The following is an 18,501-nucleotide window of genomic DNA, read 5'->3' on the forward strand; positions in this document are numbered from 1 at the left end:
ACTATCTCCTTTTTTTCTCCACGTTTCATTAGTGATTCCCACGTAAAGTATCGATAGATTCACATAAATAATAATTTCCCCCATCCTGTGATACTGGTCACGGATCAACGAGGTTCTCGCTACATGGCAAATTTCTTCATCGACCGCCCGATTTTTGCATGGGTGTTAGCGATAATACTGTGCCTGACCGGAACACTGGCAATTTTCTCCTTACCCATAGAGCAGTACCCCAACCTGGCGCCGCCTAACGTACGGATTTCCGCCAACTACCCAGGTGCATCAGCGCAAACACTGGAAAACACCGTCACTCAGGTGATAGAGCAAAGCATGACCGGTTTGGATAACCTGCTGTATATGTCTTCGCAAAGCAGCAATACCGGTAGTGCCAGCGTAACCTTGACCTTCCAGGCCGGCACCAATCCCAACGAAGCGATGCAGCAAGTGCAGAACCAATTGCAGTCTGCCATTAAAAAGTTACCGCAGGATGTCCAACAACAAGGGGTTTCCGTCTCAAAATCCGGCGATAGTACGTTAATGATGTTGGCATTTGTCTCTACCGACGGCAGCATGGACAAGCAGGATATTGCCGATTATGTCGCCAGTAACCTGCAAGATCCTCTTAGTCGTATTGAAGGCGTGGGCAGCGTTGACGCCTTTGGTTCCCAATATGCGATGCGTATCTGGCTCGATCCATCCAAGCTGAACAATTACCGCTTAACCACGCAGGATGTGGTGACGGCCATTCGGTCACAGAACAGCCAGATTGCAGTGGGTCAGCTTGGTGGCACGCCGTCCGTGGATAATCAAGCATTAAATGCCACCATGAATGCCCAATCCCAACTACAAACGCCAGAACAGTTCCGCGATATTACCCTGCGGGTGAATCAGGATGGTTCACTGGTGACACTAGGTGACGTAGCAAAAATTGAATTGGGTGCAGAAAAATACGATTATCTGAGCCGCTTTAACGGGCAGCCCGCCTCAGGAATGGGTATCAAATTAGCCTCCGGGGCCAATGAATTACAAACCGATCAGCGGGTCAAAGCCCGTATTGCCGAATTGACGCCGTTTTTCCCTCATGGGCTGGAAGCCAAAATCGCCTATGAAACCACACCTTTTGTGCAGGCTTCGATTAAAGATGTCGTGAAAACCCTACTGGAAGCCGTGCTGCTGGTGTTTTTAGTGATGTATTTATTTTTGCAAAATTTCCGTGCCACACTGATTCCCACTATCGCGGTTCCGGTAGTGCTGCTGGGAACCTTTGCCATTCTGTCGGCTTTTGGTTTCAGTATTAACACCCTCACCTTGTTTGCCATAGTACTGGCTATCGGTCTGTTAGTGGATGACGCCATTGTCGTGGTGGAAAACGTTGAACGGGTGATGAGTGAAGAAGGCTTATCGCCGAGGGAAGCCACACGGAAATCGATGGGACAGATACAGGGAGCCTTGGTCGGAATTGCCTTGGTGTTGTCGGCAGTATTTATCCCGATGGCTTTCTTTGGCGGAACCACCGGTGCGATTTATCGCCAGTTCTCCATTACCATCGTCTCCGCGATGGTGTTATCGGTACTGGTGGCTCTCATTCTGACTCCCGCACTGTGCGCCACCTTACTCAAGCCGGTCACTGCCGGACATCATCACGGTAAACGCGGTTTCTTTGGCTGGTTTAACCGTATGTTCGACCGTAGTGCCAAACGCTATGAGAACGGCGTAGCACGCGTTCTGCATCACAGCGTACGTTATCTGGTGGTTTACTTGCTGCTACTCGCCGGCATGGCACTGTTATTTCTCAAATTGCCGACGTCATTTTTACCGCAGGAAGATCGCGGCGTATTTATGGCTCAAGTGCAGCTCCCGGTGGGTTCCACTCAGCAACAAACCCTGAAAGTAGTTGAAAAAGTTGAAAATTACTTCCTGACGGAAGAGAAAAATACCGTGGTTTCCGTCTTTTCCACTGTCGGAGCTGGCCCTGGGGGCAATGGGCAAAACGTCGCCCGCCTGTTTATTCGCCTGACAAATTGGGAGCAGCGAACCGATAGCCGAGACTCTTCTTTTGCCATTATTGAACGCGCTACAAAAGCATTTAATAAAATTACTGAGGCCAGGGTATCCGCCAGCAGCCCACCCGCTATTTCAGGTTTGGGCAACTCGTCCGGTTTCGATCTGGAATTGCAGGATCACGGCGGTCAAGGCCACGATAAACTGATGGCAGCGCGGGATAAATTACTACAGTTGGCAGCCAAACAGCCGGAGTTGGTTCGGGTACGTCACAACGGTCTGGATGACAGCCCACAACTGCAAATTGATATCGACCAGCGTAAGGCACAGGCGCTGGGCGTCTCAATAGATGATATCAATAACACGCTGAAAACCGCCTGGGGTTCGACCTACGTCAATGATTTTGTCGATCGCGGACGGGTCAAGAAAGTCTATGTGCAATCCGAGGCGACGGCGCGCATGTTGCCGGAAGACATTAACAAATGGTATGTCCGTAATAACAACGGTGGCATGGTACCATTCTCAGCCTTCTCAACCACCCGCTGGGAATACGGTTCGCCGCGTTTAGAGCGTTACAACGGTTATTCTGCACTGGAAATTGTCGGTGAGGCTGCCGAAGGGGTCAGTACCGGTACCGCCATGGATGTCATGGAAACACTGGTTAGCCAATTGCCTAACGGTTTTGGGTTGGAGTGGACGGGTATGTCATATCAGGAGCGGCTATCCGGCTCGCAGGCACCAGCACTTTACGCTATCTCGCTGTTGGTGGTATTCCTTTGCCTGGCGGCACTCTACGAGAGCTGGTCAATTCCCTTCTCCGTGATGTTGGTGGTGCCACTTGGGGTGATCGGTGCCGTTGCCGCAACCTGGATGCGTGGGCTGGAGAATGATGTTTATTTCCAGGTCGGGTTGCTAACCATCATCGGGCTTTCGGCGAAAAATGCCATTTTGATCGTCGAATTTGCCAATGAATTAAATCATAAAGGTAAGGATCTGGTTGAAGCCACGTTGGAAGCTTCACGTTTGCGTCTCAGACCCATCTTAATGACTTCGCTGGCCTTTATATTCGGCGTGTTACCGATGGCCATCAGTCAAGGGGCGGGATCAGGTAGCCAGCACGCAGTCGGTACTGGCGTGATGGGCGGCATGATATCTGCAACCGTGTTGGCGATCTTCTTTGTGCCATTATTCTTCGTTCTGGTACGTCGCCGTTTCCCCGGTAGAACGGTGATATCACAGCAAGATACCCGGACAAACAAGCCTTAGTCGGCTATTTGAATACAAAACACGCCGTTAAACCGCTCTGGCAGGTTTATCGGCGGCGTTTTATATCGTGAAAATATCGGCAAAAAAGAGAATTAACAGCTTAAATCATAAATAAAATTTAATAGTCATTGCATATTGATTGATGTGAATAATGCTATTGCAGATACTGTTATTAACATAAGCAGGGTGTGAGTTAACAATCAACCCGTTACATTTTTATTGACTGACTAAAAAAATAGGATTAACTCATACAAAAAGTAAATATTTCTTTTAATTCAATACATCAATAACCGGTAATAAAAAAGGCGGACTCACATTAGAATCCGCCTTTCTGCGAGCGAGTACCTCGCTCCCTGGGTAATTAAAAGTAAAATAACGAGCAATTGAACTACTGTGATTGATTTATCAAATTACGACTTACGTAACATCAATTCGATAAACTCTTTCCATGTATCTAATTCTACATCAACCATAACATCCTCTCTAATAACAGCGGATAATTGTACGCTTATTTTTTGAACAAATAAAAGAAAATAATACTCTCGCTTGTCGCTATATAGCGACAATATAGAGGCGAAATCCTACACACTGAATTAATTCAGATTATTCTGTCTGACTGAAAAATCTTAATGAGCTTGCCTGTTTAAACACGACGGAGTAGCGTGCTGGTTATTCTTAAGTCGCGGCGTCATATCATCATGAAACACACCATTGACTCACTCCAGGAACTTGGCCGTTATGATGATGCTATCAATATGGCATTCAAGCTGCTGGTCGTCGATCCGCTGAATGGCAGCCTGTTGCATAAAATTGCAGCGCTATATGATGTACAGGGATTAGAGCTACAGGCGATTCCCTTTTATCTGTCGGCACTCGAACAGCATTTACCGGCAGCAGAATTACAGCAGGTTTATCTGGGGTTAGGCAGTACCTATCGATCATTGGGACTGTTTAAAGAATCGCTGGATACCTTTCAATTGGCGCTCACGCAATTTCCTGATGCGAAGGAAATCACACTGTTTCGGGCGATGACGTTATATAACCTGGGTGAAACCAAGGATGCAGTGGCATCCTTGCTATTATTACTGGCAGAAACCTCCAATCATAAAGAGATCAGTCAGTACCAAAAAGCTATACGCCAGTATGCTGCGGATTTAGATCGTATTGGCTAATGGTTGGCTGGTTTATTATCAATCAAACGAATGGACTGTAGTGCAGCGAAAATATGTCTTTTATCGCCATCACTCAAGTTCAACTGATGGACAATATCCATAAAACGCACCTGCTCACTATTGTCAATTTTCGCCCCAGAAGCCAACAGTGCATAAATTTCCGCAATAAGCTGCTGACTCAAGCTGGCAATTTCGGGGCGGATCTTGTCCAAGCTGCGAGGTTCCCAGCCGGTTACCGGATTCGACAACCAATCAGCCAGATAGCGATACTGAATGGCTTTGGCGGCATTGATTGAGGCAATAAAGAAGGGTTTAATCGACTGTGGATCAATGCCTTTTTTTTCCGCCTCAGCCATGACCTGTTTTAACACCTGCTCTTCCTGAGCCAAATCCTCAATCGGTAGACGGTGAGCTGCTTTATAGCCCGCCACATCTTTCATGTAAGATAATCGCTGATCAATCAGTGAAAATACACCATTCGGTTCGGCCGCACTGGCAGTTAACATCGTCATACAACACCCTAAGAAAACACAGACACGTAATATCCCTTGCATGTTTATATTCCTGTCAGAACAAGTACCTTAATAAACGCTACGGTATCAGGACACAAACTGAAATGGCAACTTTATCCAGCGATGGAGGCGATTGGAAATAGCCGTCTGGATTCACCGGGCATTTTGCCGCATTATGTGGTGCATTCCGAACCTAAGGTTCTGCACAATTTTCTGTTTGTCAGCGTTAATTTGCCCATCTTGTAGAGGCCATTGTTATTTATGTCAGATAGCCCGGAAAAAAACACCTTCAGTCTCTATGGCATCAAAAATTGCGACACCATTAAAAAAGCCCGCCGCTGGCTGGAAGAGAATGGTGTTGCCTATCAGTTTCACGATTATCGCGTTGATGGCTTAACCGATGCTTGTTTGCAAGATTTTATCGAACGTCTGGGTTGGGAAGTGTTGCTGAATACCCGCGGCACCACCTGGCGTAAACTGGATGAAAACCAACGCGCCGCCGTTGTGGATGCCCAAAGCGCTAAAATGCTGATGCTGGAATATCCGGCCATCATTAAACGCCCGCTACTGGAAGCGGCTAACGGCGCAATTTTGCTGGGTTTCAAACCTGAGAGCTACCAACAATTTTTTGCTGAGGTACGTTAAGATGATCTGCCCTGTTATTGATCTGGCCCAACAGTTAATCAGACGCCCGTCCCTTAGCCCTGAAGATGCCGGTTGCCAGGACATTATGATCCAACGGCTACAGGCGATTGGCTTTACCATCGAACCGATGAATTTTGGCGATACGCTCAATTTCTGGGCATGGCGCGGCCAGGGTGAAACCCTGGCATTTGCTGGCCATACCGATGTGGTGCCAACCGGAGATGAAAACCTGTGGACCCATCCGCCGTTTGATCCGGTGATTCGTGACGGCCTGTTGTATGGACGTGGCGCGGCGGATATGAAAGGCTCGCTGGCCGCGATGGTCGTCGCCGCCGAGCGTTTTGTTACAGCTCACCCTGACCATAAAGGTCGCCTGGCCTTTATGATCACCTCAGATGAAGAAGCGAAAGCCATCAACGGTACGGTGAAAGTGGTCAACGCCCTCATGGCACGCAATGAAAGGCTGGATTATTGCCTGGTCGGTGAGCCATCCAGTACCCAACACGTCGGTGATGTGGTCAAAAATGGCCGACGTGGATCGATCACCGCCAATCTTCGTATCCACGGGATACAAGGCCACGTCGCTTATCCACATCTGGCGGATAATCCGGTGCATCGCAGCATGGCAGCGCTACAAGAACTGGTTACGACTCAATGGGATGAAGGCAACGAATTTTTCCCTGCCACCAGCATGCAAATCGCCAATGTACAAGCGGGTACCGGCAGCAACAACGTTATTCCTGGTGAATTTTATGTTCAGTTCAATTTTCGTTTTAGCACTGAATTGACTGATATAGTTATTAAACAACGGGTTAAGGAACTGCTGGATCGGCATCAATTAAATTACAGCATCGACTGGGTACTGTCTGGCCAACCGTTCCTGACGGCGCGTGGTGCTTTAGTGGATGCGGTAGTGAACGCCGTTGAGTTCTATAATGAAATAACGCCGCAGTTGCTCACTACCGGTGGCACCTCTGATGGACGTTTTATCGCACAAATGGGCGCACAGGTGGTTGAGCTTGGCCCGGTGAACGCCACCATTCATAAAGTGAATGAATGTGTTAACGCCGCCGACCTGCAACTGCTCAGCCTGATGTATCAACGTATTATGGAGCAACTGATTGCATGATCTCTCCCAAGATGCTGACTGGAAAAACCGGTGATCATTTGGTGACATTAAGCGGTAATCACCGTTTACAAGCTCCTGTTGTGGCAGCATTTCTGGCGATGCAGCAGGCAGCGAAGCAGGATGGATTGGATCTTCAGCCAGCCAGTACCTTTCGAGATTTTGAACGGCAATTGGCAATCTGGAACGGTAAATTTCGCGGTGAACGGCCGGTTTTGGATCGGAACAGCCAACCGCTGGATATGACGGCACTTAACGTAGCAGAACGTTGCGAAGCGATTCTGCGCTGGTCTGCGCTTCCGGGTGCCAGCCGCCATCACTGGGGCAGTGATTTGGATGTTTACGACCCGACATTGCTGCCCGCAGGTAAAAAATTACAGTTGGAGCCGTGGGAATATGAGGCAGGCGGTTATTTTTATCCGCTAACCCAATGGCTAACAAAGCATATGGCCGATTTTGGCTTTTATCGTCCTTTCACCGAAGATAACGGCGGTATTGCCGTAGAACCCTGGCATTTAAGCTATCGACCACTGGCGGAACAGGCAGAGCATCTACTGACACCCGAACTGCTACTGGCAGCCTGGCAACAACAAGACGTTGCCGGAATTGAGTGGTTAGCAAGCCACTTACCTCTGGTATTCATGCGTTTTATATCCACAACCAAAGGAGTGTAGCTATGCAATGGTTAGCAGATTACTGGTGGATTATACTGATCCTGTTGTTAGGGATTATTCTTAATGGTATCAAAGAGCTACGCCGTCTCGATCACAAAAAGTTTTTGAGCAATAAACCGGAGATACCGCCTCATCGCGACAATAATGCCCAATGGGATGACGATGATAGTTGGCCGGACAACAAGAAAAAGTAACAAAAATACGAACTAAATAGCCAATCCAGGCATCGTATTCTTCGCATATCAAAAGGGCAAAGACCGAGTTATCGCACCTTTGCCCTGCTTTGTTATCGGTATTTAACGAAACGCAACCCGCTCACCGCGTTGGCCTGACAGCGCCTCATCCCAATAATGTTGCGGAATATAGTAACGCAGGCGTTCTAATGCATATTCCCTCATACTCTGATTAATCGCATGGCCATTATCCGCTGCCAGATCCAATGTTACATCTGAGCCTAACGCAGCCAAACGGCTCGCTGCCGCTTTACTGTGTTCGACGCTGATAACGCCATCGTCTTCGCCGTGAATTAAATGAATCACCGTCTCTTTTAGCGGCTGCTCAGGCAAGGTGGCAAAGCGCCCACTAAACGCAATCACCCGCCCGGCAAGCTGAGGCTCAGCCTTGACCGCTTCGAGGGACATAATCGCCCCCTGAGAGAAACCGACCAAGGCGGTTGCCTGTGCACCCAAACCGCTTTGTTGTTGCCAATGGCGTACCACGGCGACAAAAGTCGGCATCACTTCATCAATACGGGACTGGCGATTCTCTTCCTTCACGCCTTGCACGGAAAACCACTGTCGTCCGCCAGCCGAGCCGCAGGCAAAAGGACCACCGATGCTGACGACCAACGCCTGCGAGAATTCTTTGGCAAAATAGCGAGCGATCTGCCCCATATTGACCGGATTATCTCCTACACCATGAAAGAGCAAAATCAACTGTTCAGCCGGTGTCACGGGGCTTTGTACAACGAAATGCTCATGTTTCATAAGATATTCCTTCAATTCAATACGTTTATCTATTGATACAAACCTGGCTCATGCACCCACATTCAGGTGACTATAACAATAACTATACGCCGCTGATTACTGATGAATATCGGGTTTTCTTGAATGAGTTATTCCATTTTTTTGGCATGAAGATAATTTATTACCCTCACTACACTGATGTCCCTTCGACCCTCTCCCGCCACCGGCAGGTCATTTCTGCATCTAATGCCTTCATCGCCTGTGCCGTTTCCTCCCGCCAGCAGGCAACCAGGGCTTTTCGACCGCTAAGTTGCAGGCGCTGACAAACCTCAGCAAGTGATAAATCATCTTGTAGATGGTACCGAAGTGCGGGAAGTGGTAGAGAACTTTGCAGTAATAAACGGTTCAGCGCCGCGGTACTGGCCTCTATCGAGCGGAAAGCAAAGGCAAAACCAGCCAGTTCCTGCCAATCATCGTCATTGAGCGCCGTATCACTGTGGTCGGGGATAGGTAGCCTTAAATCTATTTTTGGCCGTAACCAGCGCCAGTCACGAGCCAACTGCCGTGAAGCGGCCTGACACAAAGCCATCGCGGCGGATGTCAATGGCAAGATGCCCATCGCGGCATAGCAGCCGCTGCTGGCTTCTTTGTGGCTCCCCATCCGCACCAGTTCAAAGTCGCAAGCCTGCCAGAAGCGCCATAATTCCTCGGTAAAACCAAAGCTCACAGACAGAAAATCCACGCCTTGCTCCGCTGCTCGGCGAGTTTCTGCCTCGATCATTTGCTGCGCGATTCCCTGACGTCGCCATTCAGCAGCAATAGCGACCCGACTGATACGGCGAGAACGTAATGTCGGTGCCTGCCATTGTCCACCGTGCGCCGCCAATGATTGTGCCACCAGACTGCCTCGAGGTCGGCGTCGACCAGCCCATACCGCCCAGGCCAATGCGGGTTCTAACCCACCTTCGTCGACCAACCACAACGCACCTATGACCCGATTGACACAACTTACCGGGTTTACACAACTTACTGGGTTTACACAACAGGCGGCGGAAAAGCCCATGCCCGGCGCATCCATTAAACGGCGTAAATCCAGCGGAGAAGTGCGGTAATGCGCGCTGCACAGCAAGCCATAATACTCGCTGAGCAAATCAGGATCAGCCAACCAATCACGCTGCTGGCAATGGCGGATGGTTAACGGCCCGCTGATATTCGTCAGGATAGGATCGTTAAACAATAACGCCGCATCCAGCCAGTACTCCAACGGATCGCCACTGGCCCAGCGCATCGGCTCGGTTAATGCCAATCCCCGCCAACGGGGAAGAGAAGCACAGAATTTTAATAGGAACCCACGGCCAGTGCCTTCGTAACCCTGCACGGTGCTGACCAGTAATGTCCGTGGAAAATAAGCCAGTAACGCCAATAACTGTGGGGTGGGTATGGCGGCAGCTTCATCGACAATTAACCAATCAACATCGTTTATCGCTTGGGTTTCAAGATGTTGAAGCAGTGCATCCGGTGCCCAGAAAATGGCCTTTTGATCCGATGATTGGCTTAGTATTTCGGTAGCCGATTTACCTGGCCCGGTTATCCAGCAACTGCCGGGCCAGCGTTTAACCAGCATTCCCGCCAGCGTGGATTTGCCTCGCCCACGCGGCGCGGTCACCACCCAAACACCGGCGTCAGAACCCAGTAATTCGTTCAGAATGGCCTGCTGCTCAGCCGTAGGTTCACCCGTAGGCGGCAGCCAGAGACTGCGCGGTGGAAATGATGGCCAGTGGAGTGGTTGATTTTCCCGCCACACCACCACCTCATTATCCGCCAATAGATGCCGTTGGAGATGTTGAATAAAATTCGGTGTTGCAATCGGTTGTGGCTGTTCGCTCCAACGCAAACTGTCCCGATCAGGCTGTAGCGGCCAACACTCCCATTTGGGTACCCGGATAACCAACCAACTCCCCGCCTGCAAGCAACCCGCCAGAATCGCCAACGCTTCGATATTCAGTTCCTGAGTCGCATCAAAAAAACCGTGTAAGCGCTCTTGCCCCAGCAAGGTTTTCGCCGCAGAGAATGGAATAACTTCGGCCGCTGCCGGACTACTATCGCCTAGCCACAGGCCGCAGCCAAGAAGCGAGTAGATTGCCGACGCCTGCTGTTGGCTCCACTCGCTGCTACCGCTCAACACCAGTAAACGACGAATACCTTGCTGGGCCATCAGCGGTTGGAGTGCGGCCAAAGGTTGAAGTGCAGCAAGTGGTTGAATCACGTTATTGCTTACCGATAATTAAAGACAGTAAACCGGCCGCAATCAGTGGGCCAACCGGCACCCCTTTAAACAACGCAACCCCCAGTACCGTCCCAACCAGTAAACCAGCAACAACCGAAGGCTGGTGCGTCATCAGGGATACACCACGGCCACCCAGCCACGAAACCCCGATGCCGACGGCGATCGCCAGCAGCGATTTCCATTGAACAAAGGAATGTAACACTTCGCTGGCACTGATCTTCCCGCTGGCTATCGGCGCCATCACACCAATAGTCAAAATCAATATACCGATGGTTAAACCGTATTTTTCCACTAGCGGAAAATACTGACTCAATGGCGTAATGCGGATGGCAAGCAACGTCAGTATCGCCAACGTTACCGTCATATTGTGACTGATGATGCCCAACGCAGCCAATCCCAGCAGGATCAGCAATGTAGGATCGAGAGTAGCCATGGTAATCCCTGCCTTAGTGGTCAAAAAAATAAAATGATAAAAAAACAAATGCCGGTCGCAAAAGCCCCGGCAAGAATCGAAAGATTATACTGCAACCGCGATCGCGATGGGCTTTATCGGCTGGCAAAGGTGTTACTGCGGTTCGGTTCGGCTCACCGCCGCCCGATGCGTTTCCACAACGATGCTTAACATTGTCACTTTCTCGACGACCTTGCCAGCACATAGATTTATGCCAGAACAGGCTTTTCACTTATCGTAGAAAATCACATTGATGAATACCATTAAAAATAGTGTCAGAAGAGATAATTGGCAGGATTCAAATCAAATATTAAATAATAGGGGGGAGATACGGGTGATCTCCCCCTGCTGTTTAGCATCTCAATACAACGTAATCGATTGCGCGGTTAGTCTAATTTAACACCGATACGGTGTGCAACAGCCTCGTAAGCTTCAATCAAACCACCCAAACCTTGACGATAACGATCTTTGTCCATCTTGTTCAGCGTTTCCTTATCCCACAGACGGCTACCATCAGGAGAAAATTCATCGCCCAACACCACTTCACCATTGAACAAACCGAACTCAAGTTTGAAGTCCACCAGAATCAGGCCAGCGTCATCAAAAATTTTACTCAGTACGTCGTTGGCTTTGTAGCTCAGTTCTTTCATGCGCGCCAAATGGGTTTCGCTGGCCCAGCCAAAGGTTTTGCAATAGGACTCGTTGATCATTGGGTCATGCATGGCATCATTTTTCAAAAACAAATCGAACAATGGCGGATTCAGCACCAGACCTTCTTCGATACCCAGACGCTTGACCAGAGAACCGGCTGCACGGTTACGAATCACGCATTCCACGGGAATCATATCCAGTTTTTTCACCAACACTTCGGTATCAGAAAGCAGGCGTTCCATTTGAGTTGGGATACCAGCTTCTTCCAGTTTGGTCATAATAAAATGGTTAAACTTGTTGTTCACCATACCCTTACGATCAAACTGCTCAATGCGCTGACCATCCAGTGCTGACGTATCGTTACGGAACTCCAACACCAACAGGTCAGGATTTTCGGTGGTGTAGACGGTTTTAGCCTTTCCACGATACAACTCAGCTAGCTTTTGCATCTTATTACTCCAATGTATGTGACAATTTTTGATAGAAAGTGACGATGTTGACAAAAATGGATGTGAACAAAAGGGTCGCAAACCATCACCTCAATGCCACCCTTTTCCATATAAAAAGCACCATGACAAAAGGGGCCGAAGCCCCTTTATTTAGTTTGCGCTCGTCTGGCTGAACGCGGCCTGTAACACTGCCACCAGTGCGTCATTTTGCGACTGGGTCAATGTGTGTCCTTTCGGATCAATGAACTGCATGCTGCTGCGGTTATCAAGATCGCCGACCTGAAGTTTGTAATCGCCTTCCTTCAGCTCAGGATCTTTCGCACCCAACGCATCCCAGCTATTGCTGCTCATCGATTTGTAGGTCACGGCCACGGTACCCTGCGGACGGCTACGGTCGGTCACTTTCATGCCCATTTTTTCCAGCGCAGCGGGCAGACGTTCCCACAGTGTGGCATAAGGTGCGCGCACGATAAGGTTCGGCAAGCCGGTATCATCGCTGCCACTTTGAACATCCAGAGAACCCACTTTACGTGCGGCCTGATTGTTTTCGCTGTCAGTACGGATTTTATCCAGACCGTAGATGATGGTGTTCAGCATCGCACCGTTATAACGCTGAATAGCGCTGTATTCAGTGACGGGTTTACCTGCCTGTTGCAGCTCCAGTGATTTCACCACTAATGCCAGTTGGTAACCCTGTTCGATAACGCTAACCTGATAACGACCTTCGAACTGAACGTCTTCATCAGCACGGCTCCACTTGATCCAATCGGTCGTCAGCGTTTGATTGGCATCTTGGCGGCTGGCAATCGGCAGGTTTTTCTCTTGGATCACGCGGGTAACCTGAGTCCACAAGTTACGGTTCTGCGGGCTGCTTTCTAACAATAGCTTGCTGGTATCGCTAGTATATTCCGTACGTGAACCGCTCAACAGAGCCAGAGGTTGTACCGGAGGACGGATGTCCAAGGCTTTACCAACGCTGCCGTTGGTCTTCACATCACGAATATCAAAATCACCGTTTTGCAACGGCAGGATCATACCAGCTGGCGCGTTAAGCGGCTTCAGCGCCGGCGCGTCGAGATAGGATTCATCTCCGCTCACCTGACGTTTATAGCGTTGATCCGTTGAACAGGCTGCCAGCAGCATGACCAGCGAAATACCCACAACCTTTGCCACCATCGACTTTTGCAATGATATTGCCATCAAATTTCCCTAAGAGTTACAGCAAACCGGCGCTTTTCAACGCTTTTTCCACTACCAGTTTGGCAGGGTCAGTCAGCGGCGTCATTGGCAGACGCATAGCGTCATTTGCCATCAACCCCAGCGCCTTACAGGCCCATTTCACCGGAATTGGATTTGCTTCTACAAATAAATGCTGATGCAACGGCATCAAGCGTTGGTTTAACCGGCGCGCTTCGGCAAATTTGCCTTCAGCCGCTAAAGCACAAAGCTGTGCCATTTCACGGGCCGCAACGTTAGCGGTTACCGAAATAACACCTTTGCCACCCAGTTGCATAAAGTCCAGACCACTGGCATCGTCACCACCAAGCAGGATGAAATCTTCATCATCAACCAGCACTTGGATCTGACTTACCCGTGATAAGTTCCCTGTGGCTTCTTTTATCGCAACAATATTCTTGATCTTGGCTAAACGAGCCACCGTTTCCGGCAGCATATCGCAGCCGGTACGCGCTGGCACATTATAGAGAATTTGTGGCAATTCGGTACTTTCGGCGATCGCTTTAAAATGCTGGAACAGACCTTCCTGCATTGGACGGTTATAATACGGCGTGACGGTTAAACACCCCACCACTCCCGTATTGTCAAAACGTTTAGTGAGAGAAATCGCCTCCGCAGTCGCATTCGCACCGGTTCCTGCAATCACTGGAATGCGGCCATCAGCCAGTTCCAGCGTCATCATAACCACATCCGCATGTTCGTCATGATTCAGCGTGGCAGACTCACCCGTCGTACCAACGGAGACAATCGCGGCAGTGCCGCTGGCAACATGATAATCAATCAGTTTTTTAAGGCTCACACGATCGACAGCACCTTTGTCGTCCATCGGCGTTACCAGTGCAACAATACTTCCCGTAAACATTGGCCATCCCCTCCACAAACAAGTCCCTCATGGTACTTTTGACCTCTATCCAAAAGCAAGTAAACAACTGTGTTGTAAGCGCTTGGCAGCAGCTTTTTTTTATGTTTACCATGGTAACCCGACAGAACGAGACAGGAAGAGTGACTTTGCCGCAGCTTGATGAACATTATCTGGTCATTACCGCACTGGGTGCAGACCGCCCAGGTATCGTAAACACTATCACCCGCCACGTGAGCAGTTGCGGTTGTAATATTGAAGATAGCCGGTTGGCAATGTTCGGTGAAGAGTTCACATTCATCATGCTGCTTTCCGGAAGTTGGAATGCCATCACCCTGATTGAATCCACCTTGCCGCAAAAAGGGGCAGAGCTGGATTTATTGATCGTGATGAAACGAACCAATGCCCAGTATCAGCAAGCCATGCCTGCTACCGTTTGGGTGAAAGTCGAAGTAAAAGACTCCCCACACATCATTGAGCGCTTCACCAATCTGTTCCATTGCCACAATATGAATATTGCGGAACTGGTCTCAAAAACCCAACCAGCAAAGGACGACACACCGCCGATACTGCATATTCAGATCAGTGCACACAGTCCGGCCAGTCAAAACAGTTCTATTATCGAGCAAGCCTTTGCAAAGCTATGTACAGAACTGAACGCACAGGGCAGTATTAGCGTTGTGAATTACCCACAGCATGACGACCGAATGGAGAGTTAGTAATGAGCCCATTGAAAGCCGGTGATATTGCGCCAAAATTCAGTTTGCCCGATCAGGACGGTGAGCAAATTGCTTTGGCCGACTTCCTTGGACAACGCGTATTGGTCTATTTCTACCCGAAAGCGATGACACCAGGTTGTACCGTACAGGCCTGTGGTCTGCGCGATAACATGGATACATTGAAAAATGCCGGTGTAGAGGTTCTGGGAATCAGTACCGACAAACCCGAGAAGCTCTCTCGATTTGCCGAAAAAGAATTGCTGAACTTTACCCTGTTATCCGATGAAAACCATCAGGTGGCGGAGCAGTTTGGGGTTTGGGGCGAAAAGAGTTTTATGGGGAAAACCTATGATGGTATCCATCGCATCAGTTTCCTGATCGATGGTGAAGGTAAGATTGAACATGTGTTCGATAACTTCAAAACCACCAATCATCATGACATTGTGCTGGCGTACTTACAGCAAAATGCTTGATTCGCTTTTCTCTTGTAGCCGTCTTTAATCAGCAAAAAGAGCGCCAAAGCGCTCTTTTTTTATGGGTGGCGATCGAGTATCAGACGTAATGATTAATCTCCGTCACAGAATAGGCGTTTAATCGACGTCAGGAATAAACTCTTCCGGCCATGCATGAATCACCGCCTTGACCAGCGTGGCCAAGGGGATAGCAAAAAACACCCCCCAGAAGCCCCACATACCACCAAAAATAATCACCGATAGAATAATAACTAACGGATGCAGGTTTACCGCCTCCGAGAACAAAATAGGCACCAGCAGATTGCCATCCAGCGCTTGAACCACCAGATAAGCAACGATCAGCGTCCAGAAGTCTGCACCGATTCCCCACTGAAATAACGCCACCAATACCACGGGAATAGTCACTATCACCGCACCGATATAGGGAATCAGCACCGAGAATCCCACCAGCACTGATAACAACAACGCGTAGCGCATATCCAGAATAAAGAACACCAGATAAGTGACAATCCCGACAATCACCATTTCCATCACTTTACCGCGGATATAATTGGTAATTTGCTGGTTCATTTCCTTCCATACCTGCCCAGCCAAGCCACGGTTACGTGGCAGCACCCGCCGGACGGCGTTCAACATTTGATCTTTGTCTTTCAGCAGGAAGAACAGCATCAGTGGGACTAAAATCAGATAGATGGCCAATGTCAGCAAGCCCACTATCGAAGCCAGCGAGAATTTCACTACCGAATCGCCCATGCTGGAAAGCTTTCCACGCATATTTTCCGCCATCATATCAACAATGCCCGCATCGACCAGCGCGGGGTAACGACTGGGCAAAGTCTGAGCATACGCATTGAATTGGTTCAACATTTTTGGCATATCAGCAACCAGGTTAATCCCCTGTTGCCACGCTGTCGGAGCCACCACCAAAATCAGCAGCAGGGCAATTCCGCCAAACAAAATCAGTACAATACTGGCAGCCCATAGCCGCGAACACCCCATACGCTGTAATCGTGTCGTTGGCCATTCCAGTAAATAAGCCAGCACGATAGCCACCAATAAAGGTGCCAAAATGCCGCTAAAAAAATAGAGAATGCAAAATCCTGCGAGCAGAATAACCAGCAGTGCAATCACTTGCGGGTCGGTAAAACGTCGGCGATACCATTGTAATAACATCTCTAACATCAGAGATCGCTCCTTGAAAATCATGATGAACCTGACATACGCAGGCGTCTTTAGCGGCTCTGTAATGAAGCTCGATAACTAAACTTTATCTGTACAAGAGAGAGCATAAACCCATAAATCAAGAATATTGCTCGGCAAAAGTTCCATTGTGCTAATCGCCTAGCTAAGATAACAAGCCACCTCTAAACCAAATCAGGGATAGCGTTTTTGGGGTTTCTGATCGCTTATTTGTGATCCAACACGCTTTGATGATGATTGTACTGGAGAGCACGACAGGGAAGAAGAACTCTTACGCATCACCGGCGTCAAAACTGTTATTACTTCAGTAGGGGCAGTCTCGTTTATGATACGTCTGTTAAATAAAACAGTGATCGCCACATTACTCACTACCCTGCTTTACTCCGGGATGACACCCGTTTCTGCGGAAACGCCGCAGGATCTGTTGCCTGATATCGGCACTACCGCCGGTGGAACCTTGAGCATCAATCAAGAACTGGCAATGGGAGATTTTTATGTCCGCCAGATGCGTGCCAGTACCCCATTGATTAATGACCCATTATTGACACAATATATCAATCAGTTAGGTAATCGACTGGTCGCCAATGCCAACTCAGTCCGCACGCCTTTTCATTTTTATCTGGTTAATAATGATCAGTTGAACGCCTTTGCTTTCTTCGGTGGCAATGTGGTGCTGCACTCGGCGCTGTTCCGCTATACGGAAAACGAAAGCGAGCTGGCATCGGTCATGGCTCATGAAATCTCTCATGTCACTCAGCGGCATCTGGCTCGCTCAATGGAAGAACAGCAGCGTATGGCTCCGCTGACCTGGGTCGGCGTGTTAGGCTCAATCCTGCTGACCATGGCTAGCCCACAGGCTGGTATGGCCGGGTTGAGTGGAACTTTGGCCGGAGCTCAGCAAGGTATCATCAGTTTTACGCAAGGTAATGAGCAGGAAGCCGATCGTATCGGTATTGTCGTTTTACAACGTTCGGGTTTCGATCCGCAGGCGATGCCTAATTTTATGCAAAAACTGGCCGATCAATCACGCTACGCCTCAAAACCACCGGAAATGCTGCTGACTCACCCCTTGCCGGACAGTCGTTTGTCTGATGCGCGTAATCGTGCCAACCAGATGAAACCACATCCGGTCGCTTCTTCGCAGGATTACCTGTTTGCCAAGGTACGAATTCTGGGCATGTACGGCTCGACAGATCATAGCCTCAACCCTGATTTGCTGGATACTTTAAGCAAAGGGACGACCCGCGAGCAGTTGGCCGCCAAATACGGCCAAGCCATTCTGCTTTATCAGGCCAAAAAATATGACAGCGCGCGCAATCAGCTACAACCGCTGCTTGCCCAGCAACCTAATAATGTCTGGTTCCTCGATTTAATGACCGACATCGATTTGGGGCAAAATAAAAATGCGCAAGCCGTTACCCGGCTGGAAAAAGCCATCGTCAGCCAGAAAAATGATCCCGTACTGCAACTTAATCTGGCTAACGCCTATCTACAGGCAGGGCAAGCAGCAGACGCCGCCAAGCTGCTGTATCGCTATACTTTTGCCCATCCGAACGATCCCAATGGCTGGGATTTACTGGCGCAGGCGGTAGCGACACAAGGTCTACGGGATGAGGAATTATCAGCCCGGGCTGAAAGTCTGGCTCTGAGTGGCAAACTGCCACAGGCTATCGGCCTGTTGAGTGATGCCAGCTCGCTGGTTAAATTGGGCAGTCTGAAGCAGGCACGCTACGATGCCCGCATCGATCAGCTACGCCAATTGAACGAACGTTTCCGTAAATATCAGAAGTCTTGATGTGTTTAGGATAATTATTCAAG

General features: G+C 49.2%; 17 protein-coding genes. 9 read left to right on the top strand and 8 right to left on the bottom strand.

The window, feature by feature from the left end:
* Positions 1–123: 123 nt before the first annotated feature.
* Both acrD and DJ39_RS14860 read left to right on the top strand, forming a co-directional pair.
* Positions 124–3,264, top strand: coding sequence for a multidrug efflux RND transporter permease AcrD (acrD, locus tag DJ39_RS14855; RefSeq protein WP_038241415.1), 3,141 nt, complete (start codon positions 124–126; stop codon positions 3,262–3,264).
* 698 nt (positions 3,265–3,962) lie between these two features.
* Positions 3,963–4,436 (top strand): tetratricopeptide repeat protein, encoded by a 474-nt coding sequence (locus tag DJ39_RS14860; RefSeq protein WP_038241456.1) that lies wholly within the window; start codon positions 3,963–3,965, stop codon positions 4,434–4,436.
* Here the strand turns inward: DJ39_RS14860 and DJ39_RS14865 are convergent.
* A complete protein-coding gene (locus tag DJ39_RS14865) occupies positions 4,433–4,990 on the bottom strand; it encodes a chorismate mutase (protein WP_080547547.1) in 558 nt (185 codons plus the stop codon). The genes DJ39_RS14860 and DJ39_RS14865 overlap by 4 nt on opposite strands.
* A gap of 219 nt (positions 4,991–5,209) precedes the next feature.
* Here DJ39_RS14865 and DJ39_RS14870 point away from each other — a divergent pair, with 219 nt between their 5' ends.
* Genes DJ39_RS14870 through DJ39_RS14885 form a run of 4 tightly spaced genes read left to right on the top strand, consistent with a single transcriptional unit; the run spans position 5,210 to position 7,587 of the window.
* Positions 5,210–5,593, top strand: coding sequence for an ArsC family reductase (locus DJ39_RS14870; RefSeq protein WP_004722300.1), 384 nt, complete (start codon positions 5,210–5,212; stop codon positions 5,591–5,593).
* 1 nt (position 5,594) lies between these two features.
* Positions 5,595–6,722, top strand: a complete 1,128-nt coding sequence (gene dapE / locus DJ39_RS14875; RefSeq protein ID WP_004722301.1) for a succinyl-diaminopimelate desuccinylase — start codon at positions 5,595–5,597, stop codon at positions 6,720–6,722.
* Positions 6,723–6,733: 11 nt separating this feature from the next.
* Entirely contained in the window at positions 6,734–7,393 is a 660-nt protein-coding gene (locus DJ39_RS14880; protein ID WP_004722302.1) for a M15 family metallopeptidase, read from the top strand.
* A 2-nt stretch (positions 7,394–7,395) separates the two neighbouring features.
* A complete protein-coding gene (locus DJ39_RS14885; protein ID WP_004722304.1) occupies positions 7,396–7,587 on the top strand; it encodes a YpfN family protein in 192 nt (63 codons plus the stop codon).
* A 102-nt stretch (positions 7,588–7,689) separates the two neighbouring features.
* Here DJ39_RS14885 and ypfH read toward each other — a convergent pair whose 3' ends face one another.
* The 6 genes from ypfH to dapA all read right to left on the bottom strand — a co-directional run bounded on the left by ypfH (position 7,690) and on the right by dapA (position 14,294).
* Positions 7,690–8,379, bottom strand: coding sequence for an esterase (ypfH, locus tag DJ39_RS14890; protein ID WP_004722306.1), 690 nt, complete (start codon positions 8,377–8,379; stop codon positions 7,690–7,692).
* A gap of 169 nt (positions 8,380–8,548) precedes the next feature.
* Positions 8,549–10,624, bottom strand: coding sequence for a tRNA(Met) cytidine acetyltransferase TmcA (locus tag DJ39_RS14895; RefSeq protein ID WP_004722308.1), 2,076 nt, complete (start codon positions 10,622–10,624; stop codon positions 8,549–8,551).
* Between the two features lies 1 nt (position 10,625).
* Positions 10,626–11,078, bottom strand: a complete 453-nt coding sequence (locus tag DJ39_RS14900; RefSeq protein WP_004722310.1) for a DUF441 domain-containing protein — start codon at positions 11,076–11,078, stop codon at positions 10,626–10,628.
* 404 nt (positions 11,079–11,482) lie between these two features.
* On the bottom strand, positions 11,483–12,196 hold the full coding sequence (purC, locus tag DJ39_RS14905; RefSeq protein WP_004722314.1) for a phosphoribosylaminoimidazolesuccinocarboxamide synthase: 714 nt from the start codon (positions 12,194–12,196) through the stop codon (positions 11,483–11,485).
* 150 nt (positions 12,197–12,346) lie between these two features.
* Complete coding sequence (bamC, locus tag DJ39_RS14910; RefSeq protein WP_004722316.1) at positions 12,347–13,396, bottom strand: outer membrane protein assembly factor BamC; 1,050 nt, start codon at positions 13,394–13,396, stop codon at positions 12,347–12,349.
* 16 nt (positions 13,397–13,412) lie between these two features.
* Complete coding sequence (dapA, locus tag DJ39_RS14915; RefSeq protein WP_004722320.1) at positions 13,413–14,294, bottom strand: 4-hydroxy-tetrahydrodipicolinate synthase; 882 nt, start codon at positions 14,292–14,294, stop codon at positions 13,413–13,415.
* Between the two features lie 146 nt (positions 14,295–14,440).
* Here dapA and DJ39_RS14920 point away from each other — a divergent pair, with 146 nt between their 5' ends.
* Both DJ39_RS14920 and bcp read left to right on the top strand, forming a co-directional pair.
* Complete coding sequence (locus DJ39_RS14920) at positions 14,441–15,010, top strand: glycine cleavage system transcriptional repressor (protein WP_038241410.1); 570 nt, start codon at positions 14,441–14,443, stop codon at positions 15,008–15,010.
* Positions 15,011–15,012: 2 nt separating this feature from the next.
* The gene (gene bcp, locus DJ39_RS14925; protein WP_004722323.1) at positions 15,013–15,483 is read left to right on the top strand and encodes a thioredoxin-dependent thiol peroxidase; all 471 of its coding nucleotides are present in this window, start codon (positions 15,013–15,015) and stop codon (positions 15,481–15,483) included.
* A gap of 117 nt (positions 15,484–15,600) precedes the next feature.
* On the opposite strand, the gene DJ39_RS14930 is transcribed toward bcp, so the two are convergent.
* On the bottom strand, positions 15,601–16,665 hold the full coding sequence (locus DJ39_RS14930) for an AI-2E family transporter (protein WP_004722325.1): 1,065 nt from the start codon (positions 16,663–16,665) through the stop codon (positions 15,601–15,603).
* A 343-nt stretch (positions 16,666–17,008) separates the two neighbouring features.
* On the opposite strand from DJ39_RS14930, the gene bepA reads away from it, so the two are divergent.
* Complete coding sequence (gene bepA / locus DJ39_RS14935) at positions 17,009–18,478, top strand: beta-barrel assembly-enhancing protease (RefSeq protein WP_004722326.1); 1,470 nt, start codon at positions 17,009–17,011, stop codon at positions 18,476–18,478.
* The last annotated feature ends 23 nt before the right edge of the window (positions 18,479–18,501 follow it).

The sequence above is a fragment of the Yersinia ruckeri ATCC 29473 genome (genome assembly GCF_000754815.1).
In the GTDB taxonomy this organism is placed as follows: Bacteria; Pseudomonadota; Gammaproteobacteria; order Enterobacterales; family Enterobacteriaceae; genus Yersinia; species Yersinia ruckeri.

Excerpts from the sequence above, each read along its gene's own strand:
- dapE (WP_004722301.1), top strand. The coding sequence starts at position 5,595 with ATGATCTGCCCTGTTATTGATCTGGCCCAACAGTTAATCAGACGCCCG.
- acrD (WP_038241415.1), top strand. The coding sequence starts at position 124 with ATGGCAAATTTCTTCATCGACCGCCCGATTTTTGCATGGGTGTTAGCG.
- bepA (WP_004722326.1), top strand. The coding sequence starts at position 17,009 with ATGATACGTCTGTTAAATAAAACAGTGATCGCCACATTACTCACTACC.
- dapA (WP_004722320.1), bottom strand. The coding sequence starts at position 14,294 with ATGTTTACGGGAAGTATTGTTGCACTGGTAACGCCGATGGACGACAAA.
- DJ39_RS14900 (WP_004722310.1), bottom strand. The coding sequence starts at position 11,078 with ATGGCTACTCTCGATCCTACATTGCTGATCCTGCTGGGATTGGCTGCG.
- DJ39_RS14930 (WP_004722325.1), bottom strand. The coding sequence starts at position 16,665 with ATGTTAGAGATGTTATTACAATGGTATCGCCGACGTTTTACCGACCCG.
- ypfH (WP_004722306.1), bottom strand. The coding sequence starts at position 8,379 with ATGAAACATGAGCATTTCGTTGTACAAAGCCCCGTGACACCGGCTGAA.
- DJ39_RS14860 (WP_038241456.1), top strand. The coding sequence starts at position 3,963 with ATGAAACACACCATTGACTCACTCCAGGAACTTGGCCGTTATGATGAT.
- purC (WP_004722314.1), bottom strand. The coding sequence starts at position 12,196 with ATGCAAAAGCTAGCTGAGTTGTATCGTGGAAAGGCTAAAACCGTCTAC.
- DJ39_RS14870 (WP_004722300.1), top strand. The coding sequence starts at position 5,210 with ATGTCAGATAGCCCGGAAAAAAACACCTTCAGTCTCTATGGCATCAAA.
- bamC (WP_004722316.1), bottom strand. The coding sequence starts at position 13,396 with ATGGCAATATCATTGCAAAAGTCGATGGTGGCAAAGGTTGTGGGTATT.
- DJ39_RS14880 (WP_004722302.1), top strand. The coding sequence starts at position 6,734 with ATGCTGACTGGAAAAACCGGTGATCATTTGGTGACATTAAGCGGTAAT.
- bcp (WP_004722323.1), top strand. The coding sequence starts at position 15,013 with ATGAGCCCATTGAAAGCCGGTGATATTGCGCCAAAATTCAGTTTGCCC.
- DJ39_RS14865 (WP_080547547.1), bottom strand. The coding sequence starts at position 4,990 with ATGCAAGGGATATTACGTGTCTGTGTTTTCTTAGGGTGTTGTATGACG.
- DJ39_RS14885 (WP_004722304.1), top strand. The coding sequence starts at position 7,396 with ATGCAATGGTTAGCAGATTACTGGTGGATTATACTGATCCTGTTGTTA.